Origin of the sequence: Modestobacter sp. VKM Ac-2979 (assembly GCF_026967995.1) — a bacterium.
Taxonomy (GTDB): Bacteria; Actinomycetota; Actinomycetes; order Mycobacteriales; family Geodermatophilaceae; genus Modestobacter.
Map to the genome: position 1 here is coordinate 536,222 of NZ_JAPVBO010000004.1, position 18,381 is coordinate 554,602.

The 18,381-nt window shown below is 74.1% G+C and carries 17 protein-coding genes; 12 read left to right on the forward strand and 5 right to left on the reverse strand.

Annotated features, from left to right (window positions below; all coding sequences use genetic code 11):
* Nucleotides 1–138: 138 nt before the first annotated feature.
* The 7 genes from pyrH (at nucleotide 139) to O2W15_RS14635 (ending at nucleotide 7,290) form a co-directional block, all read left to right on the forward strand.
* Nucleotides 139–900, forward strand: coding sequence for a UMP kinase (gene pyrH / locus O2W15_RS14605; RefSeq protein WP_269165254.1), 762 nt, complete (start codon nucleotides 139–141; stop codon nucleotides 898–900).
* A 94-nt stretch (nucleotides 901–994) separates the two neighbouring features.
* A complete protein-coding gene (frr, locus tag O2W15_RS14610; RefSeq protein ID WP_269179916.1) occupies nucleotides 995–1,552 on the forward strand; it encodes a ribosome recycling factor in 558 nt (185 codons plus the stop codon).
* A gap of 20 nt (nucleotides 1,553–1,572) precedes the next feature.
* A complete protein-coding gene (locus O2W15_RS14615; protein WP_269179917.1) occupies nucleotides 1,573–2,805 on the forward strand; it encodes a phosphatidate cytidylyltransferase in 1,233 nt (410 codons plus the stop codon).
* A 91-nt stretch (nucleotides 2,806–2,896) separates the two neighbouring features.
* Nucleotides 2,897–3,541, forward strand: a complete 645-nt coding sequence (locus O2W15_RS14620) for a TrmH family RNA methyltransferase (protein WP_269179918.1) — start codon at nucleotides 2,897–2,899, stop codon at nucleotides 3,539–3,541.
* 150 nt (nucleotides 3,542–3,691) lie between these two features.
* Nucleotides 3,692–5,305 carry a hypothetical protein gene (locus O2W15_RS14625; RefSeq protein ID WP_269179919.1) on the forward strand — a complete coding sequence of 538 codons (1,614 nt, stop codon included), beginning with the start codon at nucleotides 3,692–3,694 and terminating at the stop codon, nucleotides 5,303–5,305.
* A 96-nt stretch (nucleotides 5,306–5,401) separates the two neighbouring features.
* Nucleotides 5,402–6,580, forward strand: coding sequence for a 23S rRNA (adenine(2503)-C(2))-methyltransferase RlmN (gene rlmN / locus O2W15_RS14630; RefSeq protein ID WP_269165250.1), 1,179 nt, complete (start codon nucleotides 5,402–5,404; stop codon nucleotides 6,578–6,580).
* Nucleotides 6,581–6,582: 2 nt separating this feature from the next.
* The gene (locus tag O2W15_RS14635) at nucleotides 6,583–7,290 is read left to right on the forward strand and encodes a VIT1/CCC1 transporter family protein (RefSeq protein ID WP_269165249.1); all 708 of its coding nucleotides are present in this window, start codon (nucleotides 6,583–6,585) and stop codon (nucleotides 7,288–7,290) included.
* Between the two features lie 119 nt (nucleotides 7,291–7,409).
* Here the strand turns inward: O2W15_RS14635 and O2W15_RS14640 are convergent, their stop codons facing one another.
* The 4 genes from O2W15_RS14640 to O2W15_RS14655 form a co-directional block, all read right to left on the reverse strand.
* Nucleotides 7,410–8,267 (reverse strand): hypothetical protein, encoded by an 858-nt coding sequence (locus tag O2W15_RS14640; RefSeq protein ID WP_269165248.1) that lies wholly within the window; start codon nucleotides 8,265–8,267, stop codon nucleotides 7,410–7,412.
* A 303-nt stretch (nucleotides 8,268–8,570) separates the two neighbouring features.
* Complete coding sequence (locus O2W15_RS14645) at nucleotides 8,571–8,891, reverse strand: DUF2631 domain-containing protein (protein WP_269179920.1); 321 nt, start codon at nucleotides 8,889–8,891, stop codon at nucleotides 8,571–8,573.
* A gap of 71 nt (nucleotides 8,892–8,962) precedes the next feature.
* Nucleotides 8,963–9,952, reverse strand: coding sequence for an LCP family protein (locus tag O2W15_RS14650; protein WP_269179921.1), 990 nt, complete (start codon nucleotides 9,950–9,952; stop codon nucleotides 8,963–8,965).
* Nucleotides 9,953–9,954: 2 nt separating this feature from the next.
* Nucleotides 9,955–10,917 (reverse strand): hypothetical protein, encoded by a 963-nt coding sequence (locus O2W15_RS14655; protein WP_269179922.1) that lies wholly within the window; start codon nucleotides 10,915–10,917, stop codon nucleotides 9,955–9,957.
* A 280-nt stretch (nucleotides 10,918–11,197) separates the two neighbouring features.
* Between O2W15_RS14655 and dxr the strand changes: the two genes are divergently transcribed.
* The 5 genes from dxr (at nucleotide 11,198) to O2W15_RS14680 (ending at nucleotide 17,896) form a co-directional block, all read left to right on the forward strand.
* Nucleotides 11,198–12,430, forward strand: coding sequence for a 1-deoxy-D-xylulose-5-phosphate reductoisomerase (dxr, locus tag O2W15_RS14660; protein ID WP_269179923.1), 1,233 nt, complete (start codon nucleotides 11,198–11,200; stop codon nucleotides 12,428–12,430).
* The gene (locus O2W15_RS14665) at nucleotides 12,367–13,821 is read left to right on the forward strand and encodes a M50 family metallopeptidase (RefSeq protein ID WP_269179924.1); all 1,455 of its coding nucleotides are present in this window, start codon (nucleotides 12,367–12,369) and stop codon (nucleotides 13,819–13,821) included. The genes dxr and O2W15_RS14665 overlap by 64 nt, the downstream gene beginning before the upstream one ends.
* An 18-nt stretch (nucleotides 13,822–13,839) precedes the next feature.
* The gene (gene ispG, locus O2W15_RS14670; RefSeq protein ID WP_036339862.1) at nucleotides 13,840–14,994 is read left to right on the forward strand and encodes a flavodoxin-dependent (E)-4-hydroxy-3-methylbut-2-enyl-diphosphate synthase; all 1,155 of its coding nucleotides are present in this window, start codon (nucleotides 13,840–13,842) and stop codon (nucleotides 14,992–14,994) included.
* Between the two features lie 40 nt (nucleotides 14,995–15,034).
* Nucleotides 15,035–15,886 (forward strand): GNAT family N-acetyltransferase, encoded by an 852-nt coding sequence (locus O2W15_RS14675; protein WP_269165242.1) that lies wholly within the window; start codon nucleotides 15,035–15,037, stop codon nucleotides 15,884–15,886.
* Nucleotides 15,887–15,961: 75 nt separating this feature from the next.
* Nucleotides 15,962–17,896, forward strand: coding sequence for a penicillin-binding transpeptidase domain-containing protein (locus O2W15_RS14680; protein WP_269179925.1), 1,935 nt, complete (start codon nucleotides 15,962–15,964; stop codon nucleotides 17,894–17,896).
* On the opposite strand, the gene O2W15_RS14685 is transcribed toward O2W15_RS14680, so the two are convergent.
* Nucleotides 17,893–18,381: a ferritin-like domain-containing protein gene (locus O2W15_RS14685; RefSeq protein ID WP_269179926.1), complete on the reverse strand. Its 489-nt coding sequence runs from the start codon at nucleotides 18,379–18,381 to the stop codon at nucleotides 17,893–17,895. The genes O2W15_RS14680 and O2W15_RS14685 overlap by 4 nt on opposite strands.

Consider the following 18,381-nt stretch of genomic DNA (forward strand, 5'->3'; position numbering starts at 1 on the left):
CGCTCAGCCCACGGAGATCCACCGGCCCCGTTCTCACCAGGACGGGGCCGGTGGCCTGTCCGGACCCGCCGGGGCCCCCGCGCACGCCCGCCGGATGCGGCAGGATCGATCCAACCGACACCGAACCGAGGAACGCCCGTGACCGCTCTGAAGTCCGCGCCCACCGCCTTCGCCCCGCTGGACGGGTCCGGCTACAGCCGGGTCCTGCTGAAGCTCTCCGGTGAGGCCTTCGGTGGCGGCAAGGTCGGGGTCGACCCGGTGATCATCCGCACCATCGCCGAGCAGCTGGCCGCCGTGGTCGGCTCCGGCACCCAGGTCGCGGTCGTCGTCGGCGGCGGCAACTTCTTCCGTGGCGCGGAGCTCTCCCAGGCCGGCATGGACCGCGGTCACGCCGACTACATGGGCATGCTCGGCACGGTGATGAACTGCCTGGCCCTGCAGGACTTCTGCGAGAAGGCCGGGCTCGAGACCCGGGTGCAGACGGCCATCACCATGGGGCAGGTCGCCGAGCCCTACATCCCGCGCAAGGCGATGCGGCACATGGAGAAGGGGCGGCTCGTCATCTTCGGAGCCGGCGCCGGGATGCCGTACTTCTCGACCGACACGGTCGCCGCGCAGCGGGCTCTGGAGATCGAGTGCCAGGTGCTGCTGATGGCCAAGAACGGCGTCGACGGCGTCTACGACGACGACCCGCGCACCAACGCCGCGGCCACGATGTACTCCGACCTGGACTACGGCACGGTGCTGGCCAAGCAGCTCAAGGTCGCCGACGCCACGGCCATCAGCCTCTGCATGGACAACCAGATGCCGATCGTCGTGTTCAACCTGTTGCGCGACGGCAACATCGCCCGCGCGGTGGCAGGTGAGAGGATCGGCACGTTGATCAGCGCCCGGCCCTGACCGGGCCGGACGTCGATCGGGGCGGCGCACGCCGGGCACCGCCCCACCCGCAGACCGCACAGACCCCGGCAGCTGCCGCAGGAGGAGAAGACCCGTGATCGACGACACCCTGCTCGACGCCGAGGAGCGGATGGACAAGGCCCTGTCGGTCGCTCGCGAGGACCTCGGTTCCGTTCGCACCGGCCGCGCCGCGCCGTCCATGTTCAACAAGATCTTCGTCGACTACTACGGCGCGCTGACCCCGGTGCCGCAGATGGCCTCGATCACCGTGCCGGAGGCGCGGATGGCGGTCATCAAGCCCTACGACGCCACCCAGCTGCAGGCGATCGAGAAGTCGATCCGCAACTCGGACCTGGGCGTGAACCCCACCAACGACGGGTCGCTGATCCGGGTGGTCTTCCCCCAGCTGACCGAGGAGCGCCGCCGCGACCTGGTGAAGATGGCCCGGTCGAAGGGCGAGGACGCCAAGGTCTCGATCCGCAACGTGCGTCGCCGCGCCAAGGAGGAGCTGGACCGGATCAACAAGGACGGTGAGGCGGGCGAGGACGACGTGCGTCGCGCGGAGAAGGAGCTCGACGACCTCACCGCGGCACACGTCGCCAGCATCGACGACGCGATGAAGAACAAGGAGACCGAGCTCCTGGACGTCTGAGTCGACCTCCGGACGCTGCCGTGACCCGCGACCCGCACCGCCCCGAGCCCCTCGGCTCGGGCCGTCAGCCTGCCCGCAGCCGGGCCGGGATCGCCGACGGCCCGGGCGGCAAGGGGGAGGGGGCGGCAGCACGCCAGGACCCCGACACCGGACCGCTGGTCCGGATCGACCAGCCGCCGGTGCCGCCGCGACCCGCGGTCGCGCCCCGCGGGGCGCGCCCCGGGCCGGTCGCGGGGCCGGAGACCAACGAGCTGCGCCGGGACGACGAGGGCGCCGACGCCGTGCCGCTGATGCCGGGCGGGCCGGCGGTCGAGGCGCGGGATCGGGAAGCCGGCCACGAGGAGGCGCCCGCCGACGCCCCGCTCACCGCGGTGCCCGATGCCCTGGGTGCCGAGGTCACCGGAGAGCCCCCGCAGGACACCCCGAGTGGCGCACCGCGGGCCGTCGGGCGGGCCGGGCGGGACATGGCCGCCGCGGTCGGAGTCGGGCTGGCGCTCGGAGCGGTGGTCTTCGCCACGCTGCTGCTCTGGCGGCCCTCCTTCCTCGCCGTCGTCACCGCCGCCGTCCTGATCAGCGTCGTCGAGCTCAGCGGGGCGCTGGAGAAGGGCGGTCACCGGCCACCGCGCACGCCTGTGCTGGTGGGGGCGGTCGTGATGGCGGCCCTGGCCTGGACGCGTGGCCCCTCGGGGCTGGTCATCGCCTTCCTGCTCACCGTCTTCGCCGTGCTGCTCTGGCGGCTGGGCGACGGCCCGGTCGGTTACCTGCGCGATGCGTCGGCCGCGGTCTTCGTCGCCCTCTACGTACCGCTGCTGGCCGGGTTCGCCGTCCTGCTCCTCGCACCCGACGACGGTGCCGCCCGGGTGCTGACGTTCATCGGCACGGTGGTCTGCAGTGACGTGGGCGGCTTCGCTGCGGGCGTGCTGTTCGGGAAGCACCCGCTGGCCCGCACGGTCAGTCCGAAGAAGTCCTGGGAGGGGCTGGCCGGGTCGGTCGCGGCCTGCGTGCTCATCGGCACGCTGCTGATCACGCTGGTCTTCGACGGTCCGTGGTGGGGTGGCGTGCTCTTCGGGGTCGCCATCGCGGTCACCGCGACCCTGGGCGACCTGGGGGAGTCCCTGATCAAGCGGGACCTGGGGATCAAGGACATGGGCGACCTGCTGCCCGGCCACGGCGGTCTGATGGACCGGATGGACTCCCTGCTCCCCTCGGCCGCGGTCGCGTGGCTGATCCTGTCGATGGTCGCGCCGGTCTGAGCCCGCGGCGGTGACGGACGGGACGGGCCAGGCGACGGACGCCCGGCCGACAGACGGCGAGCCCACGGACGACGGGCTCACGGACGACGAGGTGCCCGGGCCGACCGAGTGGGGTGGGTCGGTCGGCGTCGGCCCGTGGGTCGGTGCCTGGCCGACCGATCCGCGGTACGACCGCGAGCTGCTCGCCGAGGGCGATCGGCGCAACGTGGTGGACCGCTACCGGTACTGGCGGCTGGAGGCGGTGGTCGCCGACCTGGACCGACGGCGGCACCCGTTCCACGTCGCCATCGAGAACTTCGAGCACGACCTGAACATCGGCACGGTCGTGCGCACCGCCAACGCCTTCCTGGCGGCGGAGGTGCACGTGGTCGGCCGGCGCCGGTGGAACCGGCGGGGCGCCATGGTCACCGACCGCTACCAGCACCTGCGCCACCACCCGGAGGTGACCGGGCTGCTGGGGTTCGCAGCGGCCGAGGACCTGACGGTGGTGGCGGTGGACAACGGCCCCGGCGCCGTTCCGCTGGAGACCGTCTCCTTGCCGCGCCGCTGCGTCCTGCTGTTCGGGCAGGAGGGTCCCGGGCTCTCCCCAGCCGCCCGGGACGGCGCCGCACTCACGGTGTCGATCGCCCAGTTCGGCTCGACGCGGTCGCTGAACGCCGGGGTCGCGGCAGGGATCGCGATGCACGCCTGGGTCCGGGAGCACGCCGATCTCAGCGTGGTGCGCGAGCGCGGCTGATCGGCGAGGCCGAGCGCAGTGTGACCGGGCGATCACGCCGCGCCTACCGGATGGGCGCGCTCCTCTCCGGCAGCATGGCCGTTCGGGTCTGGTGTCCGGGCTCGGCCGCGAACGGTGGCCGAGACGGCGGCCGGCCGGGGAGGAGCGGCCGTGGCGTCGGGCCCACCGCGAGGTGACGAGTCGTTGCAGGAGCAGGCGTCTGCGGCGCCCGTGCCGGCGGGCGGCGCGGACGAGCCGGTCGCGGCGGGCCCCGAGCGTGGCGCTCCCACGGCCAGCGACGCGGCGACCGAGTGGCCGGCGACCGAGGAGTCGGAGGCCGAGGCCCCCGGGGTCGAGGGGCCGGCGGCCGAGGCTCCCGTGGTCGAGGTGCCGGAGGCCGAGGTGCCGGAGCTGGACCGAGCGACGATCGACGAGTCGGCGGACCGCGCACCGGCCGAACACGACCTCACCGATCAGTCGCCGTCCGACGCTGCTCCGTGGGACGAGGCCTGGCTGCCGCAGTGGGTCGATGCCGCACCCGTGGCAGCGCCTGCGCGGCCGTCTGCGAACGCCTTCCCCGAGCCGGCGACGGCGTCCGAGCCTCCGCTGCGGCCCGACCTGCAGCACCTGATCCCGGGGGCGTCCGCCGAGCTGGTCGCTGCCCTGGCCGAACTGGAGGCGGCCGAGCGCATCGCCGAGCGGGAGCGCCAGGCGCAGCTCGCCGCCTGGGCTGCCGACATCGAGGCGGCGGAGGCGCTGCCCGCGCCCACCGATGCCGGCGCACGCGACATCGGGCCCGCTGGCACCCTCCCCGCCGTCCGCACGCCGCCGGCTGCTGCTGGTCGGCGGCGGTACCGCGTGCTCCTCCCGGCGGCGGTGCTCGTCGTCGCCGGTGTCGTGGCCGGCTTCACCCTGCCCGGCGGTTCGGACGGCGCGGGCCCCTCGGTCGCGGCAGTACAGCGGGACGCCGACGAGCGGGCTGCGCCGACGACGGCGAACCGGTCGCCCGCGCCCCGCGTGAACGGGCTGCCTGCACTCGGCGCCGGCGCCGGCGACGTGGACACCCCGCCCGCCACGGCCCCGGCCGGGCCGCCGAGCGCGGCAGCGACACCTGACCTCCGGGTCGCATCGATCCCAGTGGCCACCTCGTCGGCCCGGGGCCGCACGTTCCGGGTGGTGGCGGCGCCGCGGGCCGACGTGCAGTCGCGCGAGCCCGCGGGCTCCCCCGTGCAGCCTGTGCCGGGCCCTCCGGCGGTCGACCCCGCTCCGGTCGACCCCCCTCCGATCGACCCGGCTCCGGTCGACCCTGCCCCGGTCGACCCTGCCCCGGTCGACCCTGCCCCGGTCGACCCTGCCCCGATCGGCCCGACGCCCATCGACCCGGTCAGGAACCCGACGGTGCCGGACGGCGACTGCCCGGCCACCGTGCCCGAGGACGGCCAGACCCCGGACGAGGGCACCGACCCCGACGCCCCCGTCACGGTCCCGGCGTGCGCGCCGGTGGACCCCGATCCGCAGGCCCCCGGTCCCGAGGGCCCGGATCCCGACGCCACCGACCCCGGCGGCGACGCAGAGGTCCCCGACGGCTCCGGGGACGGACCGTCCGGCGATGGCGAGGTGGTCCCGCCGGTCGTCGCCCCCGAGGAGACCCCCGCCCCCAGCCCGACGCCGACGCCGACGCCGACGCCCACGCCCACGCCCTCGCCGTCGCCCACCCCGACGTCCACGCCGTCCGGCGCACCCGACCCGTCGGCGACGCCGGCCGAGGCCCGCGGCCGGAGCTGACGGGGGCGCGGCGCCTCCCCGGACTCCTCCCCGGGAGCCATCTCACCCCCGCTGAGCCACCCCCAGCGGCCCGGTGGTGGGAGCATGGACCTCGTCATGACTGTCTTGCCCCTGGTCTTCGAGGCCCCCCGCCGCACCAAGCCGCCTCGGCACCTCGCCGACCTGACCCGGGCGGAGGCCCGCGCGGCGGCCGTCGAGCTGGGTCAGCCGGCGTTCCGGGCCGACCAGCTGGCCCGGCACTTCTACGCCGGGGTGACCGATCCGGAGCAGATGACCGACCTGCCGGCCGCGTCGCGCGCGGAGCTGGCCGAGGCGCTGCTGCCGGGGCTGCTGACCCCGGTCCGGCACCAGTCGGCCGACGGAGGCCGCACCCGCAAGACGCTGTGGCGCCTGCACGACGGGGCCCTGGTGGAGAGCGTGCTCATGCGCTACCCCGAGCGCGCCACCGTCTGCATCTCCAGCCAGGCCGGCTGTGGCATGGCCTGCCCGTTCTGCGCGACCGGCCAGAGCGGCCTGACCCGCAACCTCTCCGCGGCAGAGATCATCGGGCAGGCGGTCGCGGCGGCCGCGGCGATGGCCAACGGCGAGATCCCCGGCGGGCCCGGTCGGCTGTCCAACGTCGTCTTCATGGGCATGGGGGAGCCACTGGCCAACTACGCCCGGGTGCGCAAGACGCTCGACGCACTGCTGACCCCGGCACCGCACGGGCTGGGCCTGGCCCAGCGCTCGGTGACCGTCTCGACGGTCGGCGTGGTCCCGGCGATCCGCAAGCTCACCGAGGAGGGGCTCAACGTCACCCTGGCGGTCAGCCTGCACGCGCCCGACGACGAGCTGCGCGACGAACTGGTGCCGATCAACACCCGCTGGAAGGTCGACGAGGTGCTGGGCGCCGCCGACGACTTCGCCCGCCGCACCGGTCGCCGGTACTCGATCGAGTACGCGCTCATCCGGGACATCAACGACCAGCCGTTCCGGGCCGACCTGCTCGGGAAGCTGCTGGCGAAGCGGCTGGCGCACGTGAACCTCATCCCGCTCAACCCGACCCCGGGCAGCAAGTGGGACGCCAGCCCGCTGCCTGCGCAGCGGGAGTTCGTCGCCCGGCTGCGCGCCGCCGGCGTCCCGACCACGGTCCGCGACACCCGCGGTTCGGACATCGACGGCGCCTGCGGTCAGCTGGCCGCCGCCGACCAGGTCGACGGGGTGCCGAGCGTCGCCGTCCCGGTCCCCACCGTCGAGGACGCCGTCCCGCTGGGAGCCGAGTCGGACCAGGGCTGACCGTGTCCCCCGACGCGGAGGCGCACGAGCACAGTCACGCCGACGTCTCCGGCGGCTGGCTGCGGGCGGCCGTCTTCGGCGCGATGGACGGTCTGGTGACCAACACGGCCCTCGTGGCCGGGGTCGGCGCCGGCGGTGCCGCGGCGCAGACGGTCGTGCTCTCCGGCGTCGCCAGCCTCGTCGCCGGGGCCATCTCGATGGCGCTGGGCGAGTACACGTCGGTGACCACCCAGAACGAGCAGCTCGAGCTCGAGGTCGCCAAGGAGCGCGGGGAACTGGAACGCAACCCCGAGGGGGAGCGGCACGAGCTGGTCGCGCTGCTGCGCGCCGGCGGGGTGGACGACGACCTCGCCGAGCGGGTGTCGGTGCAGCTGTCCCGGGACCCGGAGACGGCGCTGCGGCTGCACGTCGTCGCGGAGATGGGGCTGAGTCCGGAGGACACCCCGTCGCCGAAGGTGGCTGCGGTCTCCTCGTTCGTGACGTTCTCGGTCGGCGCGGCCGTGCCGTTGTTGCCCTACCTGTTCGGGCTGGACCTGCTGTGGGTGGCGCTGGTGTGCGGCGGGGTGGGCCTGGCGGTCGCCGGTGCGCTGTCCTCGCGCTTCACCCCGCGGCCGTGGTGGTGGTCAGCCCTGCGCCAGCTGCTGTTCGGGGCGTTGGCCGCCGGCGCGACCTACCTCATCGGCAGCGCGATCGGCGTGGCCGTCAGCTGACGCCGGCTCAGCGCTGGCACGACGTCCCGGCGTCCGCCGCCACCTCGTCGACCCGGGAACGCAGCGGACGCCGGCCAGGGAGGTCCTGGCCGGCGTCCGTCGTGGTGCTGGGGGTCGTGTCAGGCCTGCGTGGCTCCCGCGGTGCGGCGGCGGCTGAGGACCAGGGCGCCGGCGCCGGCGCCGACGAGCACGGTGCCCGCGACCAGCGGCAGGGTGACGCTGGCGCCGGTGTAGGCGAGCGCCTTGCCGTCCGCGGTCAGCGTGAGGGCGATCTCGTAGTGGCTCCCGGCGTCGCCGTCGAAGGCCAGGGTGTGGTTGGCCAGCGTCGTCCCGGCGGGGAGCGTGTAGGTCGCGGTCAGCACGCCGTTGGCGTCGGCGGTGAAGACACCCAGGGTCACCGGGGTGGAGTGCAGGACCAGGGTGACCTTCTCGTTGGGCTTGAAGCCCTTGAGCACGTGGGTGATCTGCTGGCCCGGCTTCGCCACGTTGCTGGTGGTGCTGTTCTTGGTGACGGAGATGCCCGGCGTGTTCGGCGTCGCTCCCGGCACGAAGGCGGCCGGGGCGGGGGCGGGGGCGGGCTTGCCGTCGGCGGTGACCGTGATGGTCACGTTCGGGTACTGGAAGTCGGTCGTGTACTGGTCGCAGAACAGCCGGTACGAGTAGGTGCCCACCTCGGCGGGTGCGTCCAGCTCGAGGGTCCAGGTGCCGTCGGCGTTGACCGGGCCGCCGTCGCCCCAGCCGGGGTCGTCGCTGTCGGGCGTGATGACGGCCATGGGCTCTGCGTCGGTGTCGGAGGCCTGGGTGCAGTCGGCGCCGGAGATGGTGAAGGTGGCACCGGGGGCGAGCGTGCTCGACGGCGCGACGGACGGCGCGGCAGGCGCGGCGAGCGCGGCGGGGGCGAGGAGGAGGCCCGCGGAGGCCGTGCCGAGGGTCAGACCGGTCACGACGGCGACGCGGGTGCGGGACAGGCGGCTCATCGGGGTTCCTCCGTGTGTGTGTCGGCCCGGGCTTTGCGGGTCCGTTGCGCACTTTCTAGCCGACCCGACTTCCTGGCTGGCAGTTTTCTGTGCGACACGCGGACGAGTCGGTCAGATGTGCACATCCTCTGTCCGAACTGTCCACCGCAGGAGGAGTCGACATTGCCCGAGATGGAGTCATCCACCGTCATCTCTGTCCAGTGAGGTCTGGGTGGGGAGGACCGCAGGTACGACGGAGGCCGCCTCCCCCGAGGGGAGACGGCCTCTGTCGAGATCGCGGGCCGCAGATCGGCGGCCGGGGCGCTAGCGGGAGCGCCAGGCGTTCTTCCGCCGGCGGATGTCCCACAGCAGCATGACCACGAGCGTGAGCACGAACCCGAGGATCCACAGGTTCTCGACCTGGCCGTCGTGGTTGCCGAACAGCAGGGCCAGCAGGCCCAGCACCATCAGCCAGCCGGTGATCCGGCCGACCCGGCCCGACTCGGCGTGCCACCCCCAGTCCGCAGGGTGCTCGTCGTGGACGGGTGTCGACCCCGCGCGGACGATGCCCTCCTCACGGGCGGACTGCTCGACCACCCTGGCGCTCGTCTGCTGCCCCTGGCCCCGGCCACTGTGCTCACTCACGGCGCCCATCTTGCCAGGCCCCGGTGCGCTCCACCCGCTCGGCGCGGTCGTGGCGCGACGCGCGTGCTCGGTCAGCGGCTGCACGAGAGCCCGGCCGACGCGATCGCGGCCGTGGTGTCCGCCGTGGGCAGCCGGGCGATCGTGCCGCCGACCGGGTCGCCGACCGGGAGGACCCGTACGTCGGCCACGTCTGCGCGGGCCAGTGAGGTGAGCTCCCCGACGGAGGTGTCCGGATCGGTGGCGATGGCCGCGGAGGCCGCCCAGGCGACCGACTGCAGGCGCCATGGTCGCGGCGTCGTGGCGCGGACCTGGTCCATCAGGGCAGCGAGCACGCTGCCGGCGGCGGTGGCGCGGCCGTCGGGGGCTGCGGGCGCCGGCACCCACTCCCCGTCGACCAGGTGCTCGGGGTGCCGGGAGCGCACGAGGGCCAGGGCGGTGGCGCCGTCCACGTGCTGGTGGCCGGAACGGGTGAGCTCGAGCCCGGCGGGCTGGTCGCGGACCGGCTCGGGGACGTCGACGTCCAGGCCGCCGGCGGCGTCGACCACCGCGGCGAAGCCGCCCAGGTCCACGGTCAGGAGGTGGTCGGTGGGGATGCCGAGCTGGCACAGTCCCTCGACGGTGGCCTGTGGTCCGCGCAACCAGGTGAGTGCGAGTCGACCGGGACGTCGGTCGGTGCGCACCACCACGTCGCGCGGCACCGAGAACACGGTGGCGCCGGCGTCGGTCTGGTGGACCACCACGACCACGTCCGCACGGCTGCCGGGGACGTCCTCAGGTGTGCCGAAGGCATCGCTGGCGGCGTCGGTGGGGAGATTCGTGCGCGAGTCGAGTCCGACGAGGACCCAGGTCCGCCCGTCGGCGTCCCCGGGGCCGTCGGACAGGTCGACGTCGACCTGCTCCAACCGGCCGGCGAGCACGGCTGCGTCCGCACCCAGGGCGACCACCAGCAGGGCGAGGACGGAGAGGACGACGAGCGCCCAGCGCCGCGCACGTGTGCGGGAACGCGGCGGACGCCGGCCAGGAGTCTCCTGGCCGGCGTCCACGTCGTGCGGAAGGGTCATGCTCAGGCCTGCTCGGCCCCCGCCGGACGGCGCCGGAGGGCGTAGAGCGCACCTGCGCCGGCGACGAGCAGCCCGCCACCCAGCGACAGCGGCAGGGCGACGCTCGCGCCGGTGTAGGCCAGGTCGTCGGAGTCCGCGGAGCTGGCGGCGGTGACCGTCAGGGACTCCTGGAAGTAGGTGCCCATGTCGCCCTCGAAGACCAGGTCGTGCTCACCGGCCGGGGTGCCGGCCGGCAGCGTGAAGGTGGCCGTCACGGTGCCGTTCCCGTCGGCGGTGAAGGTGCCCACCGTCTGCGGGTCCGAGTGCAGCGTGACGGTGACCTTCTCCCCGGGCTTGAAGCCGGTGAGGACCTTGACGATCTTCGTGCCCTGGACGGCGCTGGCGCCGGTCGTGGCGGCGGTCTTGGTGCTGGACACGCCGACGGTGTTCGCGGTCTCGCCGCGCAGCTCGCCGGTCGGGACGACGGTGGCCGGGGTGCTGGGGGTGGTCGGGTTGCTCGGGGGCGAGGTAACCGGCGTCTGCGTGACGGGCGCTGCCTTCAGCGTGAACCCGAACTCGGGGTAGAGGAGGAACTTCTCGGAGTCGACGGTGCCGCCGTACGGCTCACAGCCGGCGAAGACGACGTAGTCACCGAGAGCGGTGGGGGCTTCGAACTCGAGAACGGCGGTCCAGGCCCCGTTCTCCGGCTTGCCGACCAGGCTCAGCGCCGCCGTTGCATCGGGGTCTTCGAGGTCCGCGGCGGCGACGACGTCGACGTAGACGATGGCCGGGGTGGCGCCGGCGGCATCGCAGTCGGCGCCGCTGATCGCGATGGTCTCGCCGAGCACGGCCGACGCGGGGCCGGTCAGGGCGGGGAGCTCGGTGGTGGCGGCCAGGGCGGCCGGGGCGAGAGCGAGGCCGAGGCCCACGGTGCCGAGGCTGAGGCCGGTCACCACGGTGGCGCGGAGCGGGGACACGCGGGACATGAGGTTCTCCGTCTGGGTCGGGGCCCGGACGTCCGAGCCATCGAGAGAAGTATCGGCACGCAACGACTCGAGATGTAGCTGTGTGAGACGACACGCCGGGAAAATGCCCAAGGCGTGACAACTGCTGGCCGATTCGTCCAGATCTTGACGTGATCTCACTGTGCAGATCAGACCCCTGGGCTCGGATCGTTGTCAGGAGTCGACCGAGGTGTCGTGACGTCGCGCCCGGCGGCGCCCGGCGGCGCGCGGTGGACGGGCGGGGCACGGCAGGATCAGCGACATGAGTGAGCCGCGCAGCACCGAACCCCGCACGGTCACCGTGCTGGGGTCCACCGGGTCGATCGGGCGCCAGGCGATCGCCGTCGCCCGGCAGAACCCGGACCGGCTGCGGGTCACCGGGCTCGCCGCCGGTGGGGGTGACGTCGCCCTGCTGGCCGAGCAGGCCCTCTCCCTGGGCGTGCGCACCGTGGCCATCGCCCGCGCCACCGCCGCCCAGGACCTGCAGCTCGCCTTCTACGCCGCGGCGCAGCAGCGCGGCTGGGCCCAGGGTCAGTACGCGCTCCCGGAGATCCTGGCCGGCCCGCGCGCCGCCGAGGAGCTGGCCACGCGTCCGGCCGACGTCGTCCTCAACGGGATCACCGGGTCGATCGGGCTGCGGCCGACGCTCTCCGCGCTCGCCGCGGGGCGCACGGTGGCGCTGGCGAACAAGGAGTCGCTCGTCGCCGGCGGGGCACTGGTGACGGCGGCGGCCGCCCCGGGCCAGCTGGTGCCGGTCGACTCCGAGCACTCCGCGCTGGCCCAGTGCCTGCGCGGGGGTCAGCGGGGCGAGGTGGCCCGGCTGGTGCTCACCGCCAGCGGCGGTCCCTTCCGGGGCCGGACGGCGGAGGAGCTGGCGGGAGTCACCCGCGAGCAGGCGCTGGCCCACCCCACCTGGGACATGGGCCCGGTGGTGACCATCAACTCCGCGACCCTGGTGAACAAGGGGCTGGAGCTGATCGAGGCCCACCTGCTCTTCGGCGTCCCGTACGCCGACATCGACGTCGTGGTGCACCCGCAGTCGATCGTCCACTCGATGGTGACGTTCACCGACGGCGCGACGATCGCCCAGGCCAGCCCGCCGGACATGCGGCTGCCGATCGCGCTGGCGCTGGCCTGGCCGGACCGGCTACCGGACGTGCAGCCCGCGCTGGACTGGTCGGCCGCGAGCACCTGGGAGTTCCAGCCGCTGGACTCCGAGGTGTTCCCGGCGGTCCGACTCGCCCGGCAGGCGGGGGAGGCCGGCGGCGTCGTCCCGGCGCTCTACAACGCGGCCAACGAGGAGGCGGTCGCCGCGTTCACCGCCGGACACCTCTCGTTCCCAGGGATCGTGCAGGTCATCGCGCGTACCCTCGACGCCGCGCCGGACCTCGGCGCACCCACCTGCGTCGAGGACGTGCTGGCCGCTGAGAAGTGGGCCCGGGAGCACGCTCGCGGCGCCATCGACGCGGACAACCCGAGACGGAGCTTGAGCTGAGCGGGTTCCTCCTGACGGTCCTCGGGATCGTCGCCTTCGCCGTCGGGCTGCTGTTCAGCATCGGCTTCCACGAGTTCGGGCACTTCTACTGGGCCCGGAAGTTCGGCATGCGGGTGCCGCAGTTCTTCGTCGGTTTCGGGACGACGGTGTGGTCCTTCCGTCGCGGCGAGACCGAGTTCGGGATCAAGGCGATCCCGCTGGGCGGCTACATCCGGATCGTCGGCATGATCCCGCCGGCCGAGGAGGGCGAGAGCAAGCGCGCCACCCGGATGCGCAGCTTCATCGCCGAGGTGCGCGGGGCGGCCCTCAACGACGTCCTGCCCACCGACCGCGGCCGGGTCTTCTACGCCAAGCCGTGGTGGCAGCGGGTGATCGTGATGTTCGCCGGCCCCTTCCACAACCTGGTGCTGGCAGTGCTGCTCTTCCTGGTCCTGCTGGTGGGCATCGGCCTGCCGACGACCACCACCACGATCGCGGCGGTGCCCGACTGCGTGCTGCCCGCCGGGGCCGCCAGTGCCGCCGCCGCGGACCCCTGCACCGTCCCGATCACGCCCGAGGGGCAGGTCTGCGAGGCGGGTGCGGCCGACTGTGCGCTGCCGCCGGCCGGCCCTGCCGCACAGGCCGGGCTGCAGGCCGGGGACACGATCCTGGCGATCGACGGCGAGCCCGTCACCCAGGAGCCGGGCGACGGCTGGGAGGCGCTGGTCGAGACGGTGCAGGCCAGCGCCAGCACCCCGCTGACGCTGACCGTCGCCCGCGAGGACGCCCAGGGCGTTCCCGAGCAGCTCGACCTCACGGTCACCCCGATCGAGAACACCGTCTACACCGACCCGGACTCCGACGGTGAACCCGACGGCACCGAGGAGGTCGGGTACCTCGGCGTCCAGTCCGCGACGGAGTACGTCGGCCAGCCGCTGAGCTCGCTGCCGGGCTACTTCGGCACAGTGGTCGTCGAGTCGGTCCAGCGGCTGGTGCAGATCCCCGAGCGCATCCCGCAGCTGTTCCGGGCCACGTTCATGGGCGAGGAGCGCGACCGCGAGGGGCCGATCGGCCTGGTCGGGGTCAGCCGGCTCTCCGGCGAGGCGTTCGCCCTGGAGCAGTTCAGCAACGTGGACAAGCTCAGCTTCTTCGTGTCGCTGCTGGCCAGCGTCAACCTGGTGCTCTTCCTGTTCAACCTCGTGCCGCTCTACCCGCTGGACGGCGGACACGTCGCCGGCGCGCTGTACGAGAAGGCCCGCTCGACCGTGGCCCGGCTGCGCGGGCGGCCCGATCCCGGCCCGTTCGACATCGCCCGGCTCATGCCGGTCGCCTATGCCGTGGCGGGGTTGTTCATCCTGTTGTCCGGCCTGCTCGTCATCGCCGACGTCGTCAACCCGATCACCCTGCAGTAAGTGGGAGACTGACCTACCGTGACCGTCTCGCTGGGCATGCCCGCCTCTCCGCCGCCCGTCCTCGCTCCGCGCCGGAAGACCCGTCAGCTGGACGTCGGGGGCGTCGGGGTCGGCAGCGACTCCCCGGTCAGCGTCCAGTCGATGTGCACCACCAAGACCGCCGACATCAACGCGACGCTGCAGCAGATCGCCGAGCTGACCGCCTCCGGGTGCCAGATCGTGCGGGTCGCGGTGCCCGACACCGACGACGCCGAGGCGCTGCCGATCATCGCCCGGAAGTCGCAGATCCCGGTGATCGCCGACATCCACTTCCAGCCGCGCTACGTGTTCGCCGCGATCGACGCCGGGTGCGCCGCCGTGCGGGTGAACCCGGGCAACATCAAGAAGTTCGACGACAAGGTCGGCGAGATCGCCCGGGCGGCCAAGGACGCCGGCACCCCGATCCGGATCGGGGTGAACGCCGGCTCGCTGGACAAGCGCCTGCTGGCCAAGTACGGCAAGGCGACGCCGGAGGCGCTGGTCGAGTCGGCGCTGTGGGAGTGCTCGCTGTTCGAGGAGCACGACTTCCGCGACATCAAGATCTCGGTGAAGCACAACGACCCGGTGGTCATGGTCCGCGCCTACGAGCTGCTGGCCGCCCAGTGCGACTACCCGCTGCACCTCGGCGTGACCGAGGCCGGCCCCGCCTTCCAGGGCACCATCAAGTCCGCGGTCGCCTTCGGCGCGCTGCTGTCCCAGGGCATCGGCGACACCATCCGGGTCTCCCTCTCCGCCCCGCCGGCGGAGGAGGTCAAGGTCGGCAACCAGATTCTCGAGTCGCTGAACCTGCGCCAGCGCGGCCTGGAGATCGTGAGCTGCCCCTCCTGCGGCCGGGCCCAGGTCGACGTCTACAAGCTCGCCGACGAGGTCACCGCCGGCCTCGAGGGCATGGAGGTGCCGCTGCGGGTGGCCGTCATGGGCTGCGTGGTGAACGGCCCGGGGGAGGCCCGCGAGGCCGACCTGGGCGTCGCCTCCGGCAACGGCAAGGGGCAGATCTTCGTCAAGGGCGAGGTCGTCAAGACCGTGCCCGAGTCGATGATCGTGGAGACGCTGATCGAGGAGGCCATGCGGATCGCCGAGGCGCAGGTCGCCGAGGGCACCCCGTCCGGTCCGCCGGTCGTCTCCGTCTCCTGACCCGCCCGCCCACACCGGCCGACCGAGGACAGTGGTCCGCGTGCTGCGTTCCTCGCCCGCCCGGGTCCTGGACGCCGGGGACGAGGGCGCCGTCCGGGAGCTGCTGGCCACCGACCCGGTCGGCGCCTGCATGCTCGCCGGGCGGGTCGAGACCCACGGCACCGCGACGACGTCCCTGGGCGCGCCGCTGTGGGGCCTGTACGCCGGTCGCCGGCTGGAGGCCGTCTGCCTGGCCGGCGCGAACCTGATCCCCTTCGCCCGACCGGGCGCCGAACGGGCTGCGGCGACCGCGTTCGCCGACCGGGCCCGGCGGGCCGGGCGACGGTGCTCGACCGTGGTGGGCCCGGCGGCGGCGGTGCTGCCGCTGTGGGAGCTGCTGGCGCCGTACTGGGGCCCGGCACGGGAGGTGCGCGCCCAGCAGCCACTGCTGGCCATCTCGGGGCCGGCGTCGGTGCCGGCCGAGCCGCGGGTGCGCCCGGTCCGGACCGAGGAGCTGGACACCCTGCTGCCGGCCGCCGTCGCCATGTTCACCGAGGAGGTCGGGGTCAGCCCGCTGCGCGTCGACGGCGGCGCCGGCTACCGCGCCCGGGTGGCGGAGATGGTCCACGCGGGTCACTCGCTGGCGTGGATCGAGCGCGGTGAGGTGCTCTTCAAGGCCGACGTCGGCGCCGTCTCCCGCGACGCCTGCCAGGTGCAGGGCGTCTGGGTCTCCCCGCAGCACCGCGGGCAGGGCATCGGGCAGCGGGGCACCGCGGCGGTGGTCGAGTACGCACGCACGGCGATCGCGCCGGTGGTCAGTCTCTACGTCAACGACTACAACCGTGCGGCCCGCGCCGCCTACGAACGGGTCGGCTTCCAGCAGGTCGGCACCTTCGCCTCGATCTTGTTCTGAACGGCCTGTGTGTGTCCTGGGGCTGGTGCGGCGAGGAGTCCCGGATCGGCAGCGGACTTCTGCCAGGGTGGGTGGGTGCGCAGCCGACACGGGTCCAGGAGCAGGAGCGGGGCCACCCGCCGGGTGACGACGGCCGGGGGCGCCGCGGTGCTGGTGCTCGCCCCGCTGCTGAGCGGGTGCTCCGGCGACTCCACCGACGACGTCCGCGCCGCCGCCCAGGCCTTCCTCGACGACTGGGCCGCGGGCCGGGCGGATGCAGCCGCCGACCGCACGACCGACCCCGCCGCGGCCGGGGCACTGATCGAGCAGACCGCCGCCGACCTGCCCGATGCGACCCTGAGCTCCGAGCTGGGCGAGGTGCAGGTCGAGGACGGCGCGGCGACCGTCACCTGGCAGGCCACCTGGGACCTCGCGGCGGCCCCGGACTGGACCTACGACGCAACGCTGGAGCTGCAGGAGGGCGAGGACGGCTGGGAGGTCGTCGCCGAGCCGGCCGTCGTCCACCCGGAGCTGGCCGACGGCCAGCACCTGGAACTCGCCCGGTCGCTGCCGGAGCGCGCACCGATCACTGACGGCACCGGCGCACCGCTGTTCGCCGAGACCGAGGTGGTGGACGTCGGGGTGGACACCGCTCAGGTCACCGACCTGCCGGCGCTGGCCGCCGGGCTCTCCGCTGCCACCGGGATCTCCGCGGAGGAGATCACCGCCGACGTACAGGCGGCACCGGCCGGGCAGTTCGTCCCGGTGATCACCCTGCGCCGGCCGGACTTCGAGGCGATCCGCGCGCAGGTGTACGACCTGCCCGGGGCGGTCTTCCCGACCAGCACCCGGTTGCTCGCCCCCACGTCCCGGTTCGGGCTCGCCCTGCTGGGCCGGGTCGGGGACGCCACCGCCGAGGTGCTGGAGGACACCGTCGACGCCGACGGCGAGCAGCGCTACGCCGCCGGGGACCGGCTGGGCCTGTCCGGCCTGCAGCTGGCCCACCAGGAGCAGCTGGCCGGCACGCCCGGGTTCACCGTGCGGGTGGTGAGCACCGACGAGGCCCTCGAGGACACCGGGCGGGTCGTCGGCACCGTCGACCCCGTGCCGGGCACCCCGGTCCAGACCCCGCTGCTGCCGGCGGTCCAGAACGCCGCCGACGCCGCCGTGGCCACCCAGCCGCTGGCCACCCACCTGGTGGCGGTGCGGCCGGGCACCGGGGAGCTCCTGGCGGTCAGCTCCAACGAGGCGGCCAACCCGGTTAACGCCCTGACCGGGCAGTTCCCGCCCGGTTCGAGCATGAAGACGATGACGGCGACGGCGCTGCTGTCCGCCGGCACGGTCACCCCGGAGACGCAGGTGCCCTGCCCGGCCACGACGGTCGTGGAGGGCCGGGAGTTCGAGAACGAGGACCAGTTCGACCTCGGCACGGTGCCGATGACCGAGGCGTTCGCCCAGTCCTGCAACACCACCTTCATCCAGCAGGCGCTCACCCTCCCCGACGGTGCGCTCGCCGCCGCGGCCGCCTCCTACGGGGTGGGTACCGACTGGCAGCTGCCGGTCGACGTCTTCAGCGGAGAGGTGCCCGCAGCGAGCACCGGCACGACGGAGGCCGCCGACGCGATCGGCCAGGGCCAGGTGCTGATGAGCCCGGCCCAGCTGGCCCTGGTGGCCGCCGGCATCGCCAGCGGCACCCCGGCCGTGCCCGTGGAGGTCGTGGGGGGAGAGCCGGCCGGGGCAGCCCCCGCCGGACCCGACCCGGCCGTCCTGGACGCGCTGCGGCCGATGATGCGCCAGGTGGTCCTCGGCGGGACGGCCACCGGGCTGGCCGACCGGGGTGAGGTGTACGGCAAGACCGGCACCGCGGAGTACGGCACCAACACCCCGCTGGACGCACACGGGTGGTTCATGGGCTACCAGCTCGGGGGCCCCCAGGGCGACGTCGCGTTCGCCGTGCTGGTCGAGGGAGGGCAGTCCAGCAGCGTCGCCGTCGAGGTCGCCGACGCCTTCCTCGCCGCGCTGGGCGGCTAGGCCTGCGGCAGGCCGGGGAAGGCGCTGGTCGGTGGGGTGCGGCCGGCCAGGGCGCGCCAGTCGACCGCCCGCAGCTCGGCGGCGCTCAGCGCGGCGACGGCGAGCACGCGGGTGCTGCGCTCGCTCGCCTGGTCCAGCACCCACGTCCACGTCGCGGACGCGCCCTCCTCCAGCACGACCGCGAGTGCTGCGGCGTCGACCGGGGAGAGCACGGGGAAGGGCAGCGTGTGCCCCGGTTCGTCGGCGACCGGCTCGACCTGCCGGGCGCTCAGCAGGGCGACGAGCTGGTCGCGGAGGTCCAGGTACGCCAGCTCGCACGCGACCACGGCGTCCCGGGACTCCGGGGGGAGTGCCGCACCGACGACGCCGTAGCCCCAGATCGCCGCGTGCACCGCGGCCAGCGCGTCCTGCAGTGCGGCGTCTTCTGCCGCCGTCTCCTCCGCCGTGGGGGGCGAGCCCGAGGGTGAGCTGGTGCCGTCAGCCAT